15 protein-coding genes and 2 tRNA genes are annotated in these 16424 nt (G+C 66.1%); 10 read left to right on the plus strand and 7 right to left on the minus strand.

Annotated elements, in window-relative coordinates; all coding sequences use genetic code 11:
- Positions 1-37 precede the first annotated feature (37 nt).
- Positions 38-1216, minus strand: coding sequence for an MFS transporter (locus ABZX86_RS14995; RefSeq protein WP_355123724.1), 1179 nt, complete (start codon positions 1214-1216; stop codon positions 38-40).
- 326 nt (positions 1217-1542) lie between these two features.
- On the opposite strand from ABZX86_RS14995, the gene ABZX86_RS15000 reads away from it, so the two are divergent.
- The 4 genes from ABZX86_RS15000 (at position 1543) to ABZX86_RS15015 (ending at position 4157) form a co-directional block, all read left to right on the plus strand.
- Entirely contained in the window at positions 1543-2316 is a 774-nt protein-coding gene (locus ABZX86_RS15000; protein ID WP_297611278.1) for a fumarylacetoacetate hydrolase family protein, read from the plus strand.
- A gap of 13 nt (positions 2317-2329) precedes the next feature.
- The gene (gltX, locus tag ABZX86_RS15005; protein ID WP_355123726.1) at positions 2330-3802 is read left to right on the plus strand and encodes a glutamate--tRNA ligase; all 1473 of its coding nucleotides are present in this window, start codon (positions 2330-2332) and stop codon (positions 3800-3802) included.
- 136 nt (positions 3803-3938) lie between these two features.
- A tRNA-Gln gene (locus ABZX86_RS15010) sits at positions 3939-4010 on the plus strand.
- Between the two features lie 74 nt (positions 4011-4084).
- Positions 4085-4157 (plus strand) — tRNA-Glu (locus tag ABZX86_RS15015).
- Positions 4158-4209: 52 nt separating this feature from the next.
- On the opposite strand, the gene ABZX86_RS15020 is transcribed toward ABZX86_RS15015, so the two are convergent.
- Both ABZX86_RS15020 and ABZX86_RS15025 read right to left on the minus strand, forming a co-directional pair.
- Positions 4210-4710: a PPOX class F420-dependent oxidoreductase gene (locus ABZX86_RS15020; protein WP_355123727.1), complete on the minus strand. Its 501-nt coding sequence runs from the start codon at positions 4708-4710 to the stop codon at positions 4210-4212.
- A 177-nt stretch (positions 4711-4887) separates the two neighbouring features.
- Positions 4888-5589, minus strand: a complete 702-nt coding sequence (locus ABZX86_RS15025) for an IclR family transcriptional regulator (protein ID WP_355123728.1) — start codon at positions 5587-5589, stop codon at positions 4888-4890.
- 135 nt (positions 5590-5724) lie between these two features.
- On the opposite strand from ABZX86_RS15025, the gene leuC reads away from it, so the two are divergent.
- The 3 genes from leuC to ABZX86_RS15040 all read left to right on the plus strand — a co-directional run bounded on the left by leuC (position 5725) and on the right by ABZX86_RS15040 (position 8602).
- Positions 5725-7149 carry a 3-isopropylmalate dehydratase large subunit gene (leuC, locus tag ABZX86_RS15030; protein WP_355123730.1) on the plus strand — a complete coding sequence of 475 codons (1425 nt, stop codon included), beginning with the start codon at positions 5725-5727 and terminating at the stop codon, positions 7147-7149.
- A gap of 40 nt (positions 7150-7189) precedes the next feature.
- The gene (gene leuD, locus ABZX86_RS15035) at positions 7190-7798 is read left to right on the plus strand and encodes a 3-isopropylmalate dehydratase small subunit (RefSeq protein WP_327144724.1); all 609 of its coding nucleotides are present in this window, start codon (positions 7190-7192) and stop codon (positions 7796-7798) included.
- Between the two features lie 156 nt (positions 7799-7954).
- A complete protein-coding gene (locus ABZX86_RS15040) occupies positions 7955-8602 on the plus strand; it encodes an HU family DNA-binding protein (protein ID WP_327144725.1) in 648 nt (215 codons plus the stop codon).
- A 232-nt stretch (positions 8603-8834) separates the two neighbouring features.
- Here ABZX86_RS15040 and ABZX86_RS15045 read toward each other — a convergent pair whose 3' ends face one another.
- The 3 genes from ABZX86_RS15045 to cofC form a co-directional block, all read right to left on the minus strand.
- A complete protein-coding gene (locus tag ABZX86_RS15045; RefSeq protein WP_355123733.1) occupies positions 8835-9797 on the minus strand; it encodes an NUDIX hydrolase in 963 nt (320 codons plus the stop codon).
- The gene (locus ABZX86_RS15050) at positions 9794-11989 is read right to left on the minus strand and encodes an RNA degradosome polyphosphate kinase (protein WP_355123735.1); all 2196 of its coding nucleotides are present in this window, start codon (positions 11987-11989) and stop codon (positions 9794-9796) included. The genes ABZX86_RS15045 and ABZX86_RS15050 overlap by 4 nt, the downstream gene beginning before the upstream one ends.
- Before the next feature lie 62 nt (positions 11990-12051).
- Positions 12052-12720, minus strand: coding sequence for a 2-phospho-L-lactate guanylyltransferase (gene cofC, locus ABZX86_RS15055; protein ID WP_355123737.1), 669 nt, complete (start codon positions 12718-12720; stop codon positions 12052-12054).
- A gap of 317 nt (positions 12721-13037) precedes the next feature.
- Here cofC and ABZX86_RS15060 point away from each other — a divergent pair, with 317 nt between their 5' ends.
- The 3 genes from ABZX86_RS15060 (at position 13038) to ABZX86_RS15070 (ending at position 15612) form a co-directional block, all read left to right on the plus strand.
- On the plus strand, positions 13038-14033 hold the full coding sequence (locus tag ABZX86_RS15060) for an NAD(P)H-dependent glycerol-3-phosphate dehydrogenase (protein WP_355123739.1): 996 nt from the start codon (positions 13038-13040) through the stop codon (positions 14031-14033).
- Positions 14034-14076: 43 nt separating this feature from the next.
- A complete protein-coding gene (locus ABZX86_RS15065) occupies positions 14077-15177 on the plus strand; it encodes a D-alanine--D-alanine ligase family protein (protein WP_355123741.1) in 1101 nt (366 codons plus the stop codon).
- A 138-nt stretch (positions 15178-15315) separates the two neighbouring features.
- A complete protein-coding gene (locus tag ABZX86_RS15070; RefSeq protein ID WP_327144731.1) occupies positions 15316-15612 on the plus strand; it encodes a DUF6191 domain-containing protein in 297 nt (98 codons plus the stop codon).
- An 81-nt stretch (positions 15613-15693) separates the two neighbouring features.
- On the opposite strand, the gene ABZX86_RS15075 is transcribed toward ABZX86_RS15070, so the two are convergent.
- Positions 15694-16389 (minus strand): DUF3515 domain-containing protein, encoded by a 696-nt coding sequence (locus ABZX86_RS15075; protein WP_355123743.1) that lies wholly within the window; start codon positions 16387-16389, stop codon positions 15694-15696.
- Positions 16390-16424 lie beyond the last annotated feature (35 nt).

Raw genomic sequence — 16424 nt, forward strand, 5'->3', positions numbered from 1 at the left:
TCTTCCGGATTTGCCGGATATCTGCGGTTCGTTCTGCTCAGCGGGATTCCCTGGGCACCAAGGGGACTGCGGCCGCCGCGACCACCGCCGCCAGCAGGTAGGTGATCGAGAAACCGGAGGCGGTGATGAGCGCGCCGAAGGCCGGGGCGACCGCGGCCATGGCCAGATTCTGACCCGTGTTCTGGATGCCCAGGCCACGGCCGGACCAGTACGGGCCCGCGATCTCGGCCACCGCCGTGAAGGCCAGGCCGTTATCGGTGACGGTGATGACCGAGGCGGCCACCAGAATCGGGATGGCGGCCCACCACCACTGCGCCCAGGACGCTAAGGCCAAGGCGGCCATGGAGATTGCGGCCGCGATGGCCACGGTGCGCAGCGGGCCCAGCCGGCTCGCGACCCGATCGGACCAGATGCCCGCGCCGATACGCCCTCCCGCGCCCAGGATTTGGGTCAGGGTGACCAGCACCCCGGCCGCCGCCAGCGACCAGCCGACATCGCGATGCAGCCACAGCAGCGCGAAGGTCCACAGGGCGGCCTGCGGAATGCACAGCAGCACCGAGACGGCGTGAATGCGCCACAGCGTGGAATCGCCGCGATAGGGATTCACGGGACGGCCTGTGTCCCCGGTGGATTCGGGCCGGGGCGGGTCGATGATGCCGAACAGGCAGGCGACGGCGGCGACCCCCGCCATCACCGCGGGCACCAGGATGGCGGTCGAGAAGCCGTGTGCCGCAGCGACGGCCGGAATGGTCAGTGCGCCGATGGCGACGCCCAGTGGCTGTGCGGTCTGCCGGATGCCCATGGCCAAGCCGCGCTGATCCTTCGCGAACCAGCCCACGATGACCCGGCCACTGGCGCCGTTCGTGCTGGCTGCGCCCATACCGCCGAGGAACAGCAGCGCGCCCAGCGCGACGTAGTTCGTGACGGTGGCGGCGGCAACGCCCGCGATCAGCATCAGCGCGGGACCGGCGACCAGCACCTTGTGCTCACCGATGCGGTCGACCACGTATCCCCACGCGATCAGCGTGCACACCAGGCCCAGCGTGGGCATGGCGACCAGCAGGCCCGCGGTGGCCAGTGACAAACCGCGATCGGTCAAGGCGGGCAGCAGGAATGGCGTGCCATTGATGAAAACCGCGCTCGAGCCCTGCGCGAAGACGCCGAGGCCCAGCATGCGCCACCGTTTGGCCGATCCGTTGTGTGTCACGGTGGTCATGGTATTCACCTCGTGTCTCAGTATATGGAACGCGATTCCTACTCTTTGAAATCGGATCATACGGTACATCTGAGGCGCAGGACTACTTCCGAGGGGAGCTGTCTGTTTGCTCACACCCGCTTCGGGTATCCGCGGTGGTCTGATTCGTGCCCGAGTTGTCTTGCGTACAAGGGCTTTCCACATATTCGGCGGGGTGATGCGGGGACGAATGCCGCACCCGCTCGGCGTGCTGTCCGATGGGACGCCCGGCACCGTGCCTGCCGCCCCTCGCGCCCCGCGGTCGGGCGCGTTCGGGCAGGTGGAAGCCGGTCGATAGGATGCCAGCCATGCGCCTAGGTCGAGTTGCCAGCCCAGATGGGGTCGCTTTCGTCAGTATCGAAGGAGACGGCGGTGACGCCGTGGTCCGCGAGATCGCCGAACATCCGTTCGGCAATCCGACGTTCACCGGCCGCAGCTGGCCGCTCGCGGACGTGCGGCTGCTCGCGCCGATTCTTGCCAGCAAGGTGATCTGCATCGGCAAGAACTACGCGGCGCACGCCGCCGAAATGGGCGGACCGGCCCCGGCCGATCCGGTCATCTTCATGAAGCCGAATACCTCCATCATCGGCCCGAACGTGCCGATCATGTTGCCGCCCAGCTCCTCTCAGGTGGACTACGAGGGCGAGCTGGCCATCGTCATCGGCCGTCCCTGCAAGGATGTGCCCGCCGCCCGCGCGCACGAGGTGATCCTCGGTTACACGGTCGCCAACGATGTCACCGCGCGTGATCAGCAGCGCCACGACGGCCAGTGGACCCGCGCCAAGGGCTACGACACCTTCTGCCCGCTCGGCCCGTGGATCGAGACCTCGCTGGACGCTTCGGATCTGGAGATCGTCACCGAGCTCGACGGCGAGGTCAAACAGCGCAGCCGCACTTCACTTCTGCTGCACGATATTCCGAAGCTGATCGAATGGGTGACCACCGTGATGACGCTGCTGCCCGGCGATGTCATCCTCACCGGCACCCCCGAGGGCGTCGGCCCGATCCAGGCCGGTCAGAACGTGTCGGTGACCGTCGAGGGCATCGGCACCCTCACCAATCCCGTTGCCGCCAAGCGCTGATCGAGAGAGAGACATGACTGAAGTTCGGGTCCGATTCTGCCCGTCTCCCACCGGCACACCGCATGTCGGCCTGGTCCGGACCGCGCTGTTCAATTGGGCGTACGCCCGCCACACCGGCGGCAAATTCGTCTTCCGTATCGAAGACACCGATGCCGCACGGGATTCCGAAGAGTCTTATCAGGCAATCCTGGATGCGCTGCGCTGGCTCGGCTTGACATGGGACGAGGGCCCGGAAGTCGGCGGCCCGTACGGCCCGTACCGGCAATCACAGCGGCGTGACATTCATCTCGATGTGGTGGCGCGGCTATTGGCGGCGGGGGAGGCCTACGAATCCTTCTCCACCCCTGAGGAAGTCGAGGCCCGGCACAAGGCGGTAGGGCGCGATCCCAAACTCGGCTATGACAATTTCGATCGCGATCTGACGCCCGAGCGGATTGCCGCCTACAAGGCGGAGGGGCGACCGGCGGTCATCCGGCTGCGCATGCCCGCTCACGACCTCACCTGGCACGACCTGGTCCGCGGTGAGACCACCTTCCGGGCCGGCACGGTTCCGGACTTCGCGCTCACCCGCGGTAATGGCGATCCGCTCTATACGCTGGTTAACCCCGTAGACGACGCACTGATGAAGATCACCCACGTGTTGCGGGGCGAGGATCTTTTGTCCTCCACGCCGCGGCAAATCGCGCTCTATGAAGCCATGCAGCGTATCGGTGTAGCCGAGCGCACGCCGGAGTTCGGGCATCTTCCGTTTGTCATGGGACAGGGCAACAAGAAGCTCTCGAAGCGTGATCCGGAGTCGAATCTCTTCCATCACCGCGACCGCGGGTTCATTCCCGAGGGTTTGCTGAATTATCTGGCGCTGCTCGGCTGGAGCATCGCCGATGATCATGACGTCTTCTCCATGGCGGAGATGGTGGCGGCGTTCGATATCTCGAAAGTTAATTCGAACCCGGCTCGTTTCGACCAGAAGAAGGCCGATGCGCTGAACGCCGAACATATTCGGTTGCTGGAGTCGGGTGATTTCGCTCACCGACTGCGTGAGTACCTCACCGAAAACGGCCATATCGGCGCGGAGATCGATGAGAAGCTCTTCGCAACAGCCGCAGATTTGGTGCAGACCCGCATCGTGGTTCTGGGTGATTCATGGGATCTCTTGAAGTTCCTGTTCGTTCCCGCGGAAGAGTTCGAGATCGACCCGGCGGCACGGGAAAAGAATCTCGGTCCCGATGCGGTTCCGGTATTACAGGCGGCTGTGACGGCGCTGGACGGCATTTCCGAATGGACGGCCGCCGCACTCGAGGAGTCGCTCAAGGCGGCGCTCATCGATGAGCTCGGCCTCAAGCCGCGCAAGGCATTCGCACCCGTGCGGGTGGCGGTCACCGGATCGCACATCAGCCCGCCGCTGTACGAGTCGCTGGAACTGCTGGGCCGCCAGGTGTCCATGGACCGGCTGCGCAGTGCCCTGGCGGCTGGGTCTGCCTCCTGAAGGTGGTCGCGAAGAGGCCGAAAAATGGCCTCTGAACAGCCGATTTGTATAAGACCCGCATCGGCCTGCTAATCTCTTCTCGGCTCGCAAAGCGGTCGGGAAGCTCCTCCGGGAGCAGGCCGAATGCCCGGGTCATTGGGGTATGGTGTAATTGGCAACACAGCTGTTTCTGGTACAGCCATTCTAGGTTCGAGTCCTGGTACCCCAGCCGAGAGAGCTTCACGGCTCTCTTTTAGTTGGAGATTCGGTGGCACTGCCACCACACAATTCACCAACAATCCTGGTCCCGTCGTCTAGCGGCCTAGGACGCCGCCCTCTCAAGGCGGTAGCGCGGGTTCAAATCCCGTCGGGACTACAACGCGAAGGGCCCCAGCCGATATGGCTGGGGCCCTTCGCTTTTGTCGGTACTAGTCCAGCGCGCCGGCGGTGCTGCCGCCCAGCGGGATCGCGGGCATACCGAGTTTCCGGTGGTCCCAGCTGCGCACGCGCTCGGGCACGATGCGAATCGCGATGCGCTTGTTCAGCATCTGATCCACGAACGGCTTCATCTCTTCGCTGTAGGGCCCGGTGTAGCGCTCCCACACACTGATTCCCACCTGGAACAGCGCATCGGCGTCCTCGATGATCTCCGCGTGGCCCTCGATCGAGAGCCCGCGCAGCTGGTCGTAGGTATCGCCGGCCTCGACCAGCACGGTTACCCGCGGATCGCGGCGCAGATTCACGGCCTTCTGCGATTTGGCCTTGGTCTCGAACCAGATTTCGCCGTTGATCAGGCCGTACCACATGGCGGTCAGGTGCGGGGTGCCCGCGGGACCGAGGGTGGCGAGCGTGGCGATTCGACTGCGCTGCAGGAATTCCGCGATCTCCTGGTCGGACATCGTGATCTGAGCGCGTTGATTGACTCCCATCAGCCGACTGTAATTTACGGCGTATGAGCCGGGTCACAGCCCCTGTGCGCGGGGGCGGGCGATCCCACTGAGTGGTCACGCTGTAAGCCCTCGCTGTAGCCCTTCGCTGTAACCCTCAAAATGCCGACGCCCCCACCGGATTCCCGGCGGGGGCGTCAAAGCGGCTGTGCGAGGCCGTCAGAGGCGTTTGTGGAGGGCGTCCGCAGCCGCCACGAGGTCGGCGGCCCAGCGGGCGCCGGGCCGGCGGCCCATGCGGTCGATGGGTCCGGAGACCGAGACGGCCGCGATGACCGTGCCCCCGGCATCGCGCACCGGCGCGGACACACTGGCCACGCCCGCGGCGCGTTCGGCCGCGCTCTGCGCCCAGCCGCGGCGGCGCACCTCGGCGAGTGCGCGCTCGCCGAATACCGCCTCCGGCAGCACTGTCCGCTGCAATTCGGGATCGGCCCAGGCCAGCAGGACTTTGGCGGCCGAGCCGGCGGTCATCGGCATGCGCGCGCCGACCGGCACGGTGTCGCGCAGCCCCGACGCCGGTTCCATGGAGGCCACGCAGACGCGGGCATTGCCGTCCCGGCGATAGAGCTGCACGCTCTCGCCGGTGATCTCGCGCAGGCGCGGCAGGATGGTCGCGGCCGCGTCCAGCAGCGGATCACTGGCGGTGGTAGCCAGTTCCGACAGGGCCGGGCCCGGCCGCCACAGGCCCTGGCTGTCGCGGGCCAGCATTCGATGCGTCTCCAGGCCCACGGCCAGGCGATGGGCGGTGGCGCGGGGCAGGCCGGTGCGGGCGCACAGGTCATTGAGGCCGCAGGGTTGCTCGGCGACGGCGTGCAGGACCGCCATGGCTTTGTCCAGAACACCGATACCGCTATGCTGTCTCATAGAACGATATTAGCGTCTCGCATGCTGGGAATTGCAAATAGGCTCCCCGGTATCGGACCCTCCGGTCCAGCGCGGCGCGCTCCCCGCGTCAACAGCCCGGGCGCGGGTTATGTCCTATCGAGAGGTGATGGAGCTATGGCCGATCGGCCACGCACTCTGGCGGAGAAGGTCTGGGAGCAGCACGTCGTCGTACAAGGCGACGGCGAAGGCGCGAACCGCGAACCGGACCTCATCTACATCGATCTGCATCTGGTGCACGAGGTGACCAGCCCGCAGGCCTTCGACGGCCTGCGCGCGGCCGGCCGCCCGGTGCGCCGCCCGGATCTCACCATCGCGACCGAGGACCACAATGTCCCGACCGTCGATATCGACAAGCCGATCGCCGACCCGATCTCGCGCCTGCAGGTGGAAACCCTGCGCCGCAACTGCGAGGAATTCGGTATCCGCCTGCACCCCATGGGCGATCTCGATCAGGGCATCGTGCACGTGGTCGGCCCGCAGCTGGGTCTGACCCAGCCGGGCACCACGGTGGTCTGCGGTGATTCGCACACCTCCACGCACGGCGCATTCGGCGCGCTCGCAATGGGTATCGGCACCAGCGAGGTGGAACACGTGCTGGCAACGCAGACTTTGTCGCTGCGCCCGTTCCGGACCATGGCCGTCAATATCGACGGCACGCTGCCGGACGGCGTCACCTCGAAGGACGTCATTCTCGCGGTCATCGCGCAGATCGGCACCGGCGGCGGCCAGGGCTATGTGCTGGAGTACCGCGGTGCGGCCGTGCGCGCCATGTCCATGGAGGCGCGGATGACCATGTGCAACATGTCGATCGAGGCGGGCGCCCGGGCCGGCATGGTCGCGCCGGACGAGATCACCTACGAATTCCTGAAGGGCCGCCCGCACGCCCCCGAGGGCGCGGACTGGGATGCCGCCGTCGCGGCCTGGGAAGCGCTGAAGACCGATGAGGGCGCGACTTTCGATACCGAGGTGCATATCGACGCCTCCACGCTGACCCCCTTCGTGACCTGGGGTACCAACCCGGGACAGGGCCTGCCGCTGGGTGACTCGGTGCCGGACCCGGAGCAGATCTTCGACGAGAACGAGCGTCAGGCTGCCGAGAAAGCACTGCAGTACATGGACCTGACGCCGGGTATGGCGCTGCGAGATGTCTCTGTGGACACCGTTTTCGTGGGTTCCTGCACAAATGGCCGCATCGAGGATTTGCGCGCCGTTGCCGACGTTCTGAAGGGCCGCAAGGTCGCCGAGAGCGTGCGCATGCTGATTGTGCCGGGCTCCATGCGCGTGCGTTTGCAGGCGGAAAAAGAAGGCCTGGGCGAGATTTTCACCGCGGCGGGCGCGGAATGGCGGCAGGCGGGTTGCTCTATGTGCCTGGGCATGAACCCCGATCAGCTTTCGCCCGGTCAGCGTTGCGCTTCCACCTCGAACCGGAACTTCGAAGGGCGACAGGGCAAGGGCGCGCGAACGCATCTGGTGTCGCCGCTGGTCGCGGCCGCCACCGCGGTGCGCGGAACCCTGTCCTCACCGGCGGATCTGAACTGATTCAGCTCCCTACGGCCACATAGACATCAGGAGAATCACGATGGAAGCCTTCAAGGTCCACAAGGGGATCGGTGTCCCGTTTCGCCGGTCCAACGTCGATACCGATCAGATCATCCCCGCCGTCTACCTGAAGCGCGTTACCCGAACGGGTTTCGAGGACGGACTGTTCGCCGCATGGCGGTCGGATCCGAACTTCATTCTGAACGCCGAGCCCTACAACCGCGGCAGTGTGCTGGTCGCCGGTCCGGATTTCGGTACCGGTTCCTCACGCGAGCATGCCGTTTGGGCGCTGAAGGACTACGGCTTCCGGGTGGTGATCTCCTCGCGCTTCGCCGACATCTTCCGCGGAAACGCCGGTAAGGACGGGCTTCTGACCGCGCTGATGGCTCAGAGCGATGTGGAATTGCTCTGGAAGTTGCTCGAGGAACAGCCGGGTCTGGAATTGGAAACCGACCTCGAGGCGCGCACCGTCACGGCCGGAACCGTTGTGTTGCCGTTCAATATTGACGACTACACACGGTGGCGCCTGCTGGAAGGTCTGGACGACATCGGCCTCACTCTGCGGCGCCACGACGAGATCGACCAGTTCGAAAACGCAAGGCCGACTTGGAAACCCAGGACCATTCCGGCCCGTATTTCGCAGACGTAATCATTGGGGGGCGTTAGCTGAACGCCCCCAAACGCGGTAGCTGGTCGTGTGCCATCTCTCATCAAAATGGGTGTGGCAGATAGACTCTTGCCCAAAGAAGGTTTACCGTGGTACCTAGTCGGTCCGACGACGGGCCATTAGTCTGCGGAGGATTCAATGAACAAGGCGGAACTGATCGATGTTCTGACCGAGAAGTTGGGTACTGACAGGCGCACGGCAACTGCTGCAGTTGAGCAGATGGTCGACACGATCGTGCGTGCTGTGAACAAAGGTCAGAGTGTCACTATCACGGGATTCGGTGTCTTCGAACAGCGTAAGCGCGCCGCTCGCGTCGCTCGGAACCCGCGCACCGGTGAAACCGTCAAGGTGAAGCCGACTTCGGTGCCGGCCTTCCGTCCCGGTGCTCAGTTCAAGGCGATCATCGCCGGCAAGCAGAAGATCACCGCGAGCGGCCCGGCCGTGAAACGTGGTGTGGCTGCTCCGGTATCGGGTAAGCCCGGCGCCAAGAAGACCGCTGCCAAGAAGACGGCCAAGAAGGCCGCCACCAAGGCACCGGCGAAGACCACTGCGAAGAAGGCTGCCACCAAGGCTCCGGCCAAGAAGGCAACGGCCAAGAAGACAGTCGCAGCCAAGACGGTTGCGAAGAAGGCTCCGGCCAAGGTCACTGCGGCCAAGAAGGCTCCGGCCAAGAAGGCTGCCGTCAAGGCCAGCGCGGTCAAGAAGACCACCGCTGCCAAGAAGACGACCGCGAAGAAGGCTCCGGCCGCCAAGAAGACCGCGGCGAAGCGTACTGCCCGTCGCTGACGGGCTCGAACAGCCCGTCGCTGACGGGTTTTCGACGCAGCACGACATGTGAGACGGCCCGGCACTGCCGGGCCGTTTCGCATGACCTGCCCTGCCGTTTCGCACGACAGCGCACGAAAAGGCCCTGAGGGCGGGAGAACCCGGCCCCCAGGGCCTTTTTGCCGGCCGAAATAGGGCGCTGACGGGCCCGACATCAATTGCCGCACAGTTATAGTGCGAAATCCCCGTGGCGCTATTTACCCAGCGTCGAATGGTCGACCGGTGTCAGTGCCCGATCGATATGATCGGCCGCGACCAGGCGGCCCTGGTGTACCGAAAGCACCCAGACGCTGCCCTTGCGATTGCGCGCCGACGGCAGGGTGACGCCGTCCTTGTCGGCCCACCACTGCAGCAGATCCGGAATCACCTTGCCCTGGCTGCAGATCACCGGCACCGACTGTGCGGACACCAGGTCGCGCAGGCGTTTGCGGGCCGCGTCCGGGGCAGCGGCATAACCGGATTCGGAGAACTGCGGCTCCAACTCGATGTCCACGCCCACGGCCTCCGCGAGCGGAGTAACGGTTTGGACACAGCGCAGCGGTGGGGCCGAATGGATTTCGTCGGCGCCGAAGGCGAGCAGATTCGCCGTCAGCGCGCGAGCCTGTGCGCGACCGGCCTTTTCGAGCGGCCGCTCGTCGTCCGCACTGTCAGAATGGTCGTGCCGGCCCGCCTTGGCATGGCGCACCAGCAGCAGCGTGGCCGTATCCGCCGGTAGCCGAAGGAAATTGCGCACCATGTGGCGATCCATGGGGTAGGACAGCGCATCCATCAGCCCGTCGGTCCGATGCCACTGGAGCACATCGACTTCCGCATTGGACTCGAAGGAGCCGCCGAGAATCTGTGCGGCCCAGTAGTCGACGCGCTTGAGCTTGCGATGGCCGGTCACGGGATAGGTGACGTGCCCGAGGTAGCGGCCCAGGCGGGACCGGATCCCGGTCTCCTCGGCGACTTCCCGCACCGCGGCGACAAGTGAGGTCTCACCGGGATCGAGTTTTCCCTTGGGCAGCGACCAGTCGTCGTACTTGGGCCGGTGTACGAGGGCTATTTCGACGGCCCCGTCGTCCGCGTAGCGCCACAGCACCGCACCCGCTGCCGGGATGTTCGCTTTGACCCTGGGGTCCGGGAAATCGGCAGCGGGTGAATTCGTCTTACTCACGGGCGATCCGGACGTCGCAGTCGCATGAGGTAGTCCTGGTGATCGCGAATCTCTTCGCCGGCGATATCTCGATCGGGCTGGGCCTGCCAGCTGCCGTCGGGCCCGAGCACCCAGCAGCGGGTGGTGGCGTCCAGTGCCGAGTCGAACATCCCGCCCAGCCGGCCGGACAATTTCGGATCCTTCACCTGTGCCAGCACTTCCACGCGCCGGTCCAGATTGCGGTGCATCATATCGGCGCTGCCGATCCAGTACTCGTTCTGCGCCTGGAAGTGCAGGACCCGCGAATGTTCCAGGTAGCGGCCGAGAATCGAACGCACCTCGATATTCTCGCTCATGCCGGGGACACCGGGGCGCAGTCCGCAGATGCCGCGGACCACGATCTGCACCGGTACACCGGCCTGGGAGGCGCGGTACAGCGCGTCGATGATCTCCTCGTCGACGATGGCATTGGCCTTCAGCCGGATTCGCGCCGCCTCGCCCGCGGCGGCCAGTTCGACCTCACGTTCGATGCGCTCGATGATGCCGGCGCGCACGCCGATCGGAGCCACCAGCAGGTTGCGGTAGTTGGCTTTTCGCGAATACCCGGTCAGCGAGTTGAACAGGTCGGTGAGATCCGCGCCGATCTCCGGTGCGGCGGTGAGCAATCCGACGTCCTCGTAGAGCCGCGCGGTCTTCGGATTGTAATTACCGGTGCCGATGTGGCAGTAGCGACGGATGGTGGCGCCCTCGCGCCGCACCACCAGGCAGGTCTTGCAGTGCGTCTTGAGGCCGACGAGGCCGTACACCACGTGCACGCCCGCCTGCTCCAGTGCGCGTGCCCATTTGATGTTGGCCTGCTCGTCGAAGCGGGCCTTGATCTCCACCAGCGCCACGACCTGCTTACCGGCCTCGGCGGCGTCGATGAGGGCATTGACGATGGGGGAGTCGCCGGAGGTGCGGTACAGCGTCTGCTTGATGGCGAGCACCTGCGGATCGGCGGCCGCCTGCTCGATGAAACGCTGCACGCTGGTGGAGAAGGAGTCGTACGGGTGGTGCACCAGCACATCGCCCTCGCGCAGCGCCGCGAAAACGTTTCGGGGCGTTTCCCGTTCGCCGAAGGCGGGCGGGGTGACGGGCACGTAGGGCGCGTCCTTGAGGCCGGGCCGGTCCACGCCGTACACCTGCCACAGGCAGGACAGATCCAGCAGACCGGGCACCTGGATGACATCGCCGGGATCGACATCCAGTTCGCGCAGCAGCAGATCGAGCATGTGCTCGGTCATATCGTCCGAGACTTCCAGCCGCACCGGGGATCCGAAGCGGCGGCGGGCGAGCTCGCGTTCCAGGGCCTGCAGCAGGTCCTCGTCGCGATCCTCCTCGACCTCCAGATCGGCATTGCGGGTGATGCGGAACGAATGATGTTCCACCACTTCCATTCCCGGGAACAGCTGATCGAGATGCGCGGCGATCAGTTCTTCCATCGGGAGGAAGGGCGCGAGCGTGGCGCCCTGTGCCCCACCGGAATCGCGGATGGCGGGGGAGCGGCGCACCCGGACGAAGCGGTCCACATTGTCGGGCACCTTGACGCGGGCGAAGTGCTCGCCGCCGGTGACCGAATCCTTAACCGTCACGGCGAGATTCAGACTCAGGCCGCTGATGTACGGGAACGGATGCGCGGGATCGACGGCCAGCGGGGTCAGCACCGGGAAGACCTGATCCTGGAAATACCCGGAGAGCCGCTGCTTTTCGTCCTCGTCGAGGTCGTGCCAGCGGACGATGGCGATGTTCTCGGCGGTCAGCGCGGGCAGCACCTGATCCAGGAAGACCTGCGCGTGCCGGGCCGCGATCTCCTGCGTGCGGGCCGCGATCATCTCCAGCTGCTCGGTGGGCGAGAGGCCGTCGGCCGAGCGCACCGACAATCCGGTTTCCGCGCGACGTTTCAATCCGGCGACCCGGACCATATAGAACTCGTCGAGATTGGACGCGAAGATCGCGAGGAATTTAGCGCGCTCCAGCAGTGGCTGCGAAGTGTCTTCCGCGAGCGCCAGCACGCGGGCATTGAAGTCGAGCCAGCTCAGTTCCCGATTCAGGTAGCGGTCCTGTGGCAAACGCGTAGTTGCCGAGGCCGTGGGCGGTGGGGTGGCCGCGGGCGGGGCCGCGGGTAGTAGCGGCGGTTGCTTGACGGTGTCCGTATCGCTCACTCTCACGATCATTCCTTATGTCGTGGGCGGGGTGCCGTTCTGACACCGTCCATTGCAGCGCAGATCACGCCCGGTCAGCACAGTGAGGAACTCGTCCGATGCACTTGTTTCGCTTCCCGACACGCCCGAGACACGCCGATTTCATGCAGCAGCGTCCTGGTGGCCTCACCGACCCCGAGCGCGGTGGCGCGATCGAGGTCCTCGGCGGTGTCGACGTCCTGCCGCAGACCCGGCCAATCGCCGAGCAACTCCACGGCACCCGCCGCGATATGGCGGCGGGCCGAATCCGGGCCGAACAGCGGATCGAGCGTCGCCGTGCGGTCGCGGACGAGCAGGGCGACGGTGCCGCTGCCGTCGTGATCGGTGACCACCGAGCGGGCGGGCCCGGCCGCGGTCAGCATGTCGGACAGTTCCTGTGCGCGTAGTGCGGGCAGATCCGCTTGCAGGGCAAGTAGATCGACCGCGCCGTGCCGGTGCCGGGCCGACGCGGCCCCGGCCGACAGCGCGGCATTCAGGCCACCGGCGCCCTGGGGCTCCGGATGGACGTACGCGCCGAGGCTGCGCACCAGTTCGGTGACCACGGGATCCGGGGTCACCACGGTCACCGAGGCGATCTGCGCCGTCGAGACTGCCGCGCGCACCGTATCGGTGAGCATGGCCAGCACCAGCCGTGGCCGATCCTGCGGAGGCAGGCGATCAGCGAGCCGGCTCTTGGCCAGCTCGAGGTTCTTCACCGCAATCACGGCGTGAACAGTGTTTATTTCGCCCTCCGCTTCGCTCCGGGCGGATTCGCGGCCCTGCAAGCTCGGTCTTCCCTCCTCCGCTCCTCCGCTGCGCTCCCCCGCTCCGTCAGTCCAGACCGAGCCGGGCCGCGAATCATGGGTGCCGATGCGCCAGGGCGTGCACATGTCCGAATCCTCCCACTCCAATATGACGGCGAAGTGAGCGGCCGTCCTTGGAAGTCGATAACCCGTGCGGGGCGCCATCGCTTCCCGAGTCTCTGAGTACCTGCTGTGCGGTGCTCGGCGCGGTGGATTTCGTGCGCGCTTATATTGGCAGGATGGCTAGGGCTGCAGTGCTGGGGGCGGGTTCTTGGGGGACCGCGTTCGCGAAGGTGTTGGCGGAGGCCGGAACCGAGGTCACCATGTGGGCTCGGCGGCCGGAGGTGGCGAAGGTGCTCGATAGTGAGCATCGCAATCCCTGGTATCTGCCGGGGATCGAACTGCCGCCGATCGCCGCGACCCATGATCACCGCGCCGCGCTGGCGGGGGCGGACATCGTGGTCCTGGCGGTGCCCTCGCAGTCGCTGCGCGCCAATCTCGCGGAGTGGCAGGGCGATATCCCCGGTGATGCCACGCTGCTGAGTCTGGCCAAGGGCATCGAGACCGGCACGCTGTTGCGGATGAGCCAGGTGATCGCCGAGGTCAGCGGTGCGGATCCGAGCCGGGTCGCGGTGCTGTCCGGGCCGAATCTGGCGCGGGAGATCGCCGATCGGCAACCGGCCGCCACCGTGGTCGCCTGCACCGATACCGCGCGCGCCGAGGCGGTGCAGCTGGCCAGTGCCACCGGCTATTTCCGGCCGTACACCAACGCCGATGTGATCGGGTGCGAGATCGGCGGCGCCTGTAAGAACGTGATCGCGCTGGCCTGCGGTATCGCCTCCGGAATGGGATTGGGCGACAACTCGATTGCCAGTCTCATCACGCGCGGGCTGGCCGAGATCATTCGCCTCGGTGTCGCGGTGGGCGCGGAACCGGTCACCCTCGCCGGGCTGGCCGGGGTCGGCGATCTGGTCGCCACCTGCACCTCACCCCTGTCGCGCAATAGATCCTTCGGGCATGTGCTGGGCGCGGGCGGAACCATGGAATCCGCGCAGCAGGCCACTCATGGGCAGGTCGCCGAGGGAGTGAAGTCCTGCACATCGGTGCGGGCGCTCGCCGCCGAGCACGGTGTCGAGATGCCGCTGACCAATGCCATGCACCAGGTATGCCATGAGGGGTTGGCTACTTCCGAGGCGGTCGGGCAGTTGCTGGGGCGCCGGCTCAAACCGGAGTGACCACGTAACCGTGTCGGCATCCGCGCCCGATAGGGTTCCGGGCATGACCAACAGGATCCGGGTGGCGGTGGTGTTCGGCGGGCGCAGTAACGAGCATGGCGTCTCGTGTGTGTCGGCCCGTACGGTATTGGCCAGCCTCGATCCCGAACGGTACGAGGCGGTTCCGATCGGCATCACCCGCGATGGCACCTGGGTGCTCAGCGCCGCCGATTCGCAGGCGCTGACCGCCGACGCGAGCCGGGAACTGCCCTCGGTGGACAGCCTCGGCACCTCCCTGGCCCTGACCGCCGATCCGAGCCGTCCCGGCACCCTGGTCCAACTCGACGGCGTGGACGCCGTGCTCGGCCGGGTGGATGTGGTGTTTCCGGTGCTGCACGGCGCTTTCGGTGAGGACGGCACACTGCAGGGGCTGCTCGAGCTCGCCGGAATCCCGTATGTCGGGCCGGGTGTGCTGGCCAGTGCGGCCGGTATGGACAAGGAGTTCACCAAGAAACTCCTTGCGGCCGAAGGGCTTCCGATCGGGACGCAGGTGGTGCTGCGGCCGGGTGTCGCGACGCTGTCGGACGGCGATCGCGATCGGCTCGGCCTGCCGGTGTTCGTGAAGCCCGCGCGGGGCGGCTCCTCCATCGGTATCACCAAGGTCGATGACTGGTCCGGGCTGGAGGCCGCGATTACCGCTGCGCGCCAACATGATCCGAAGGTGATCATCGAGGCCGGCATTGTGGGTCGCGAAGTCGAGTGCGGTGTACTGGAATTCCCGGACGGTCGGGTGGAAGCCAGTGTGGTGGCGGAGATCCGGATGCCGGAGGAAACCCCCGAGGGGCCCGAGTTCTACGACTTCGACACCAAATACCTCGACGACGTCTGTGAATTCGATGTGCCGGCCAAGCTGGACGATGATGTGTCGCAACAGATTCGCGAGCTCGCCGTGGAGGCGTTCCGAGCGCTGGACTGCCAGGGGCTGGCGCGCGTGGACTTCTTCGTGACCGCGGACGGACCGGTCATCAATGAGATCAACACCATGCCCGGCTTCACCGCCATCTCCATGTACCCCAAGATGTGGGAGGCGACCGGTCTCGATCGTAAGGATCTGGTGACCAATCTGGTGGAGACCGCCCTCTCCCGGGGGATCGGCCTGCGCTGAGTCGACGTGCCTCGAATGCCGGACCGTGCCTGCGGGGCGCGGTCCGGTGCTCGTTCATCCCCCTGTCTGTGGAGCGCGGCGTGCGACTTCAGGGTGACGTCAGGCGGGGCGGCGCGGCGTAATCTCGGTGATGTGCTCATGGCTATGACAATCCCCGGGCTGGCCCTGCTGATCATCGTGGTGGCCTTCGCCGAACTGGGCTATCGCAAGGTGACCGGCCGCGCCGGGCTGCCGTGGATGCGCGGCACCGAGGCAGAGGAGCGCAGTGCCGCGGCCATCGGATTCGAACAGTTCGGCTCGGTCTTCGAATCCGGGAAGAAGCACGAATTCGAGCAGCGGCAGTCGGTGCTCATGCACCGGGAGAATCCGGGCGATGGGGCCGACGGTCTGGAGATCGACCTCACCAAGGGCAAGGCGACACTGCGCAAGCCCTGATGGCCGTCCTCGCCAGGGCAGTCGCAGACTCGAACAGCCGGGTGCTGTCGGTGCGGATCGGCCACGCGTGGCAGGCTCGGATCAGCCGGGCAGCGGGCCCGGGTCCAGCGGCTTCTGCGGGATGACCTTCGTAATGGTGTCCGAAATCTCTTGCAGCGGAGTCGGTCCCGCATTGTCCGGCATGGTCAGCGCGATATAGGTGCCGCGATCGACCGCCCACCAGGTGCCGGAGGTCGCACCGCTGGTCTGGTCGCGCACATCGAACCAGCTGACATTGTTCACGACCTGCAGCGGTGAGGCCCGATTGAATTCCATCGGCCGATCCATCCCGCAGCGCAGCACAATCGCATCCCCGCCCTCGGGCAACTGCCATGCCTTGGTCGCGACGGGCGCGGGCTGCACCAACTCGGAAGTGGTGTAGTCGCCGAGCTTGTCCGGCAGCGCGGGCAGCAGCGCCGAACACTCCGGCCCACCCGCCGCCGGCGCCTGCACCGACCCCAGCACGAGCGCCGACCGAGCCGGATGCCGATTGGCCATCACACCCATGACAAGCACACCCGCGACCAGCGCGATCGGCAGCGCGATCGCCGTAGCGATGAGCGCGGGCGACCGCCGCTCATCCAGCTCCTCGACCACGGTCCCGGTTGGTTCGGTGTCGTCTGTGGCAGCAGCGACGGAATCGTGCGCAGCCTCAGCTGACTCTTCGGCAACAGCCGATTCGCTGGTGGCGTCCGGGTGGGTGGATTCCGGTTCGCTGCCGCGGGTGTCGTTGCTCATCCGGTTGTCGGTCCCCGATCGTGCCGTGCCGGGCT

Origin of the sequence: Nocardia sp. NPDC006630 (assembly GCF_040611495.1) — a bacterium.
Taxonomy (GTDB): domain Bacteria; phylum Actinomycetota; class Actinomycetes; order Mycobacteriales; family Mycobacteriaceae; genus Nocardia.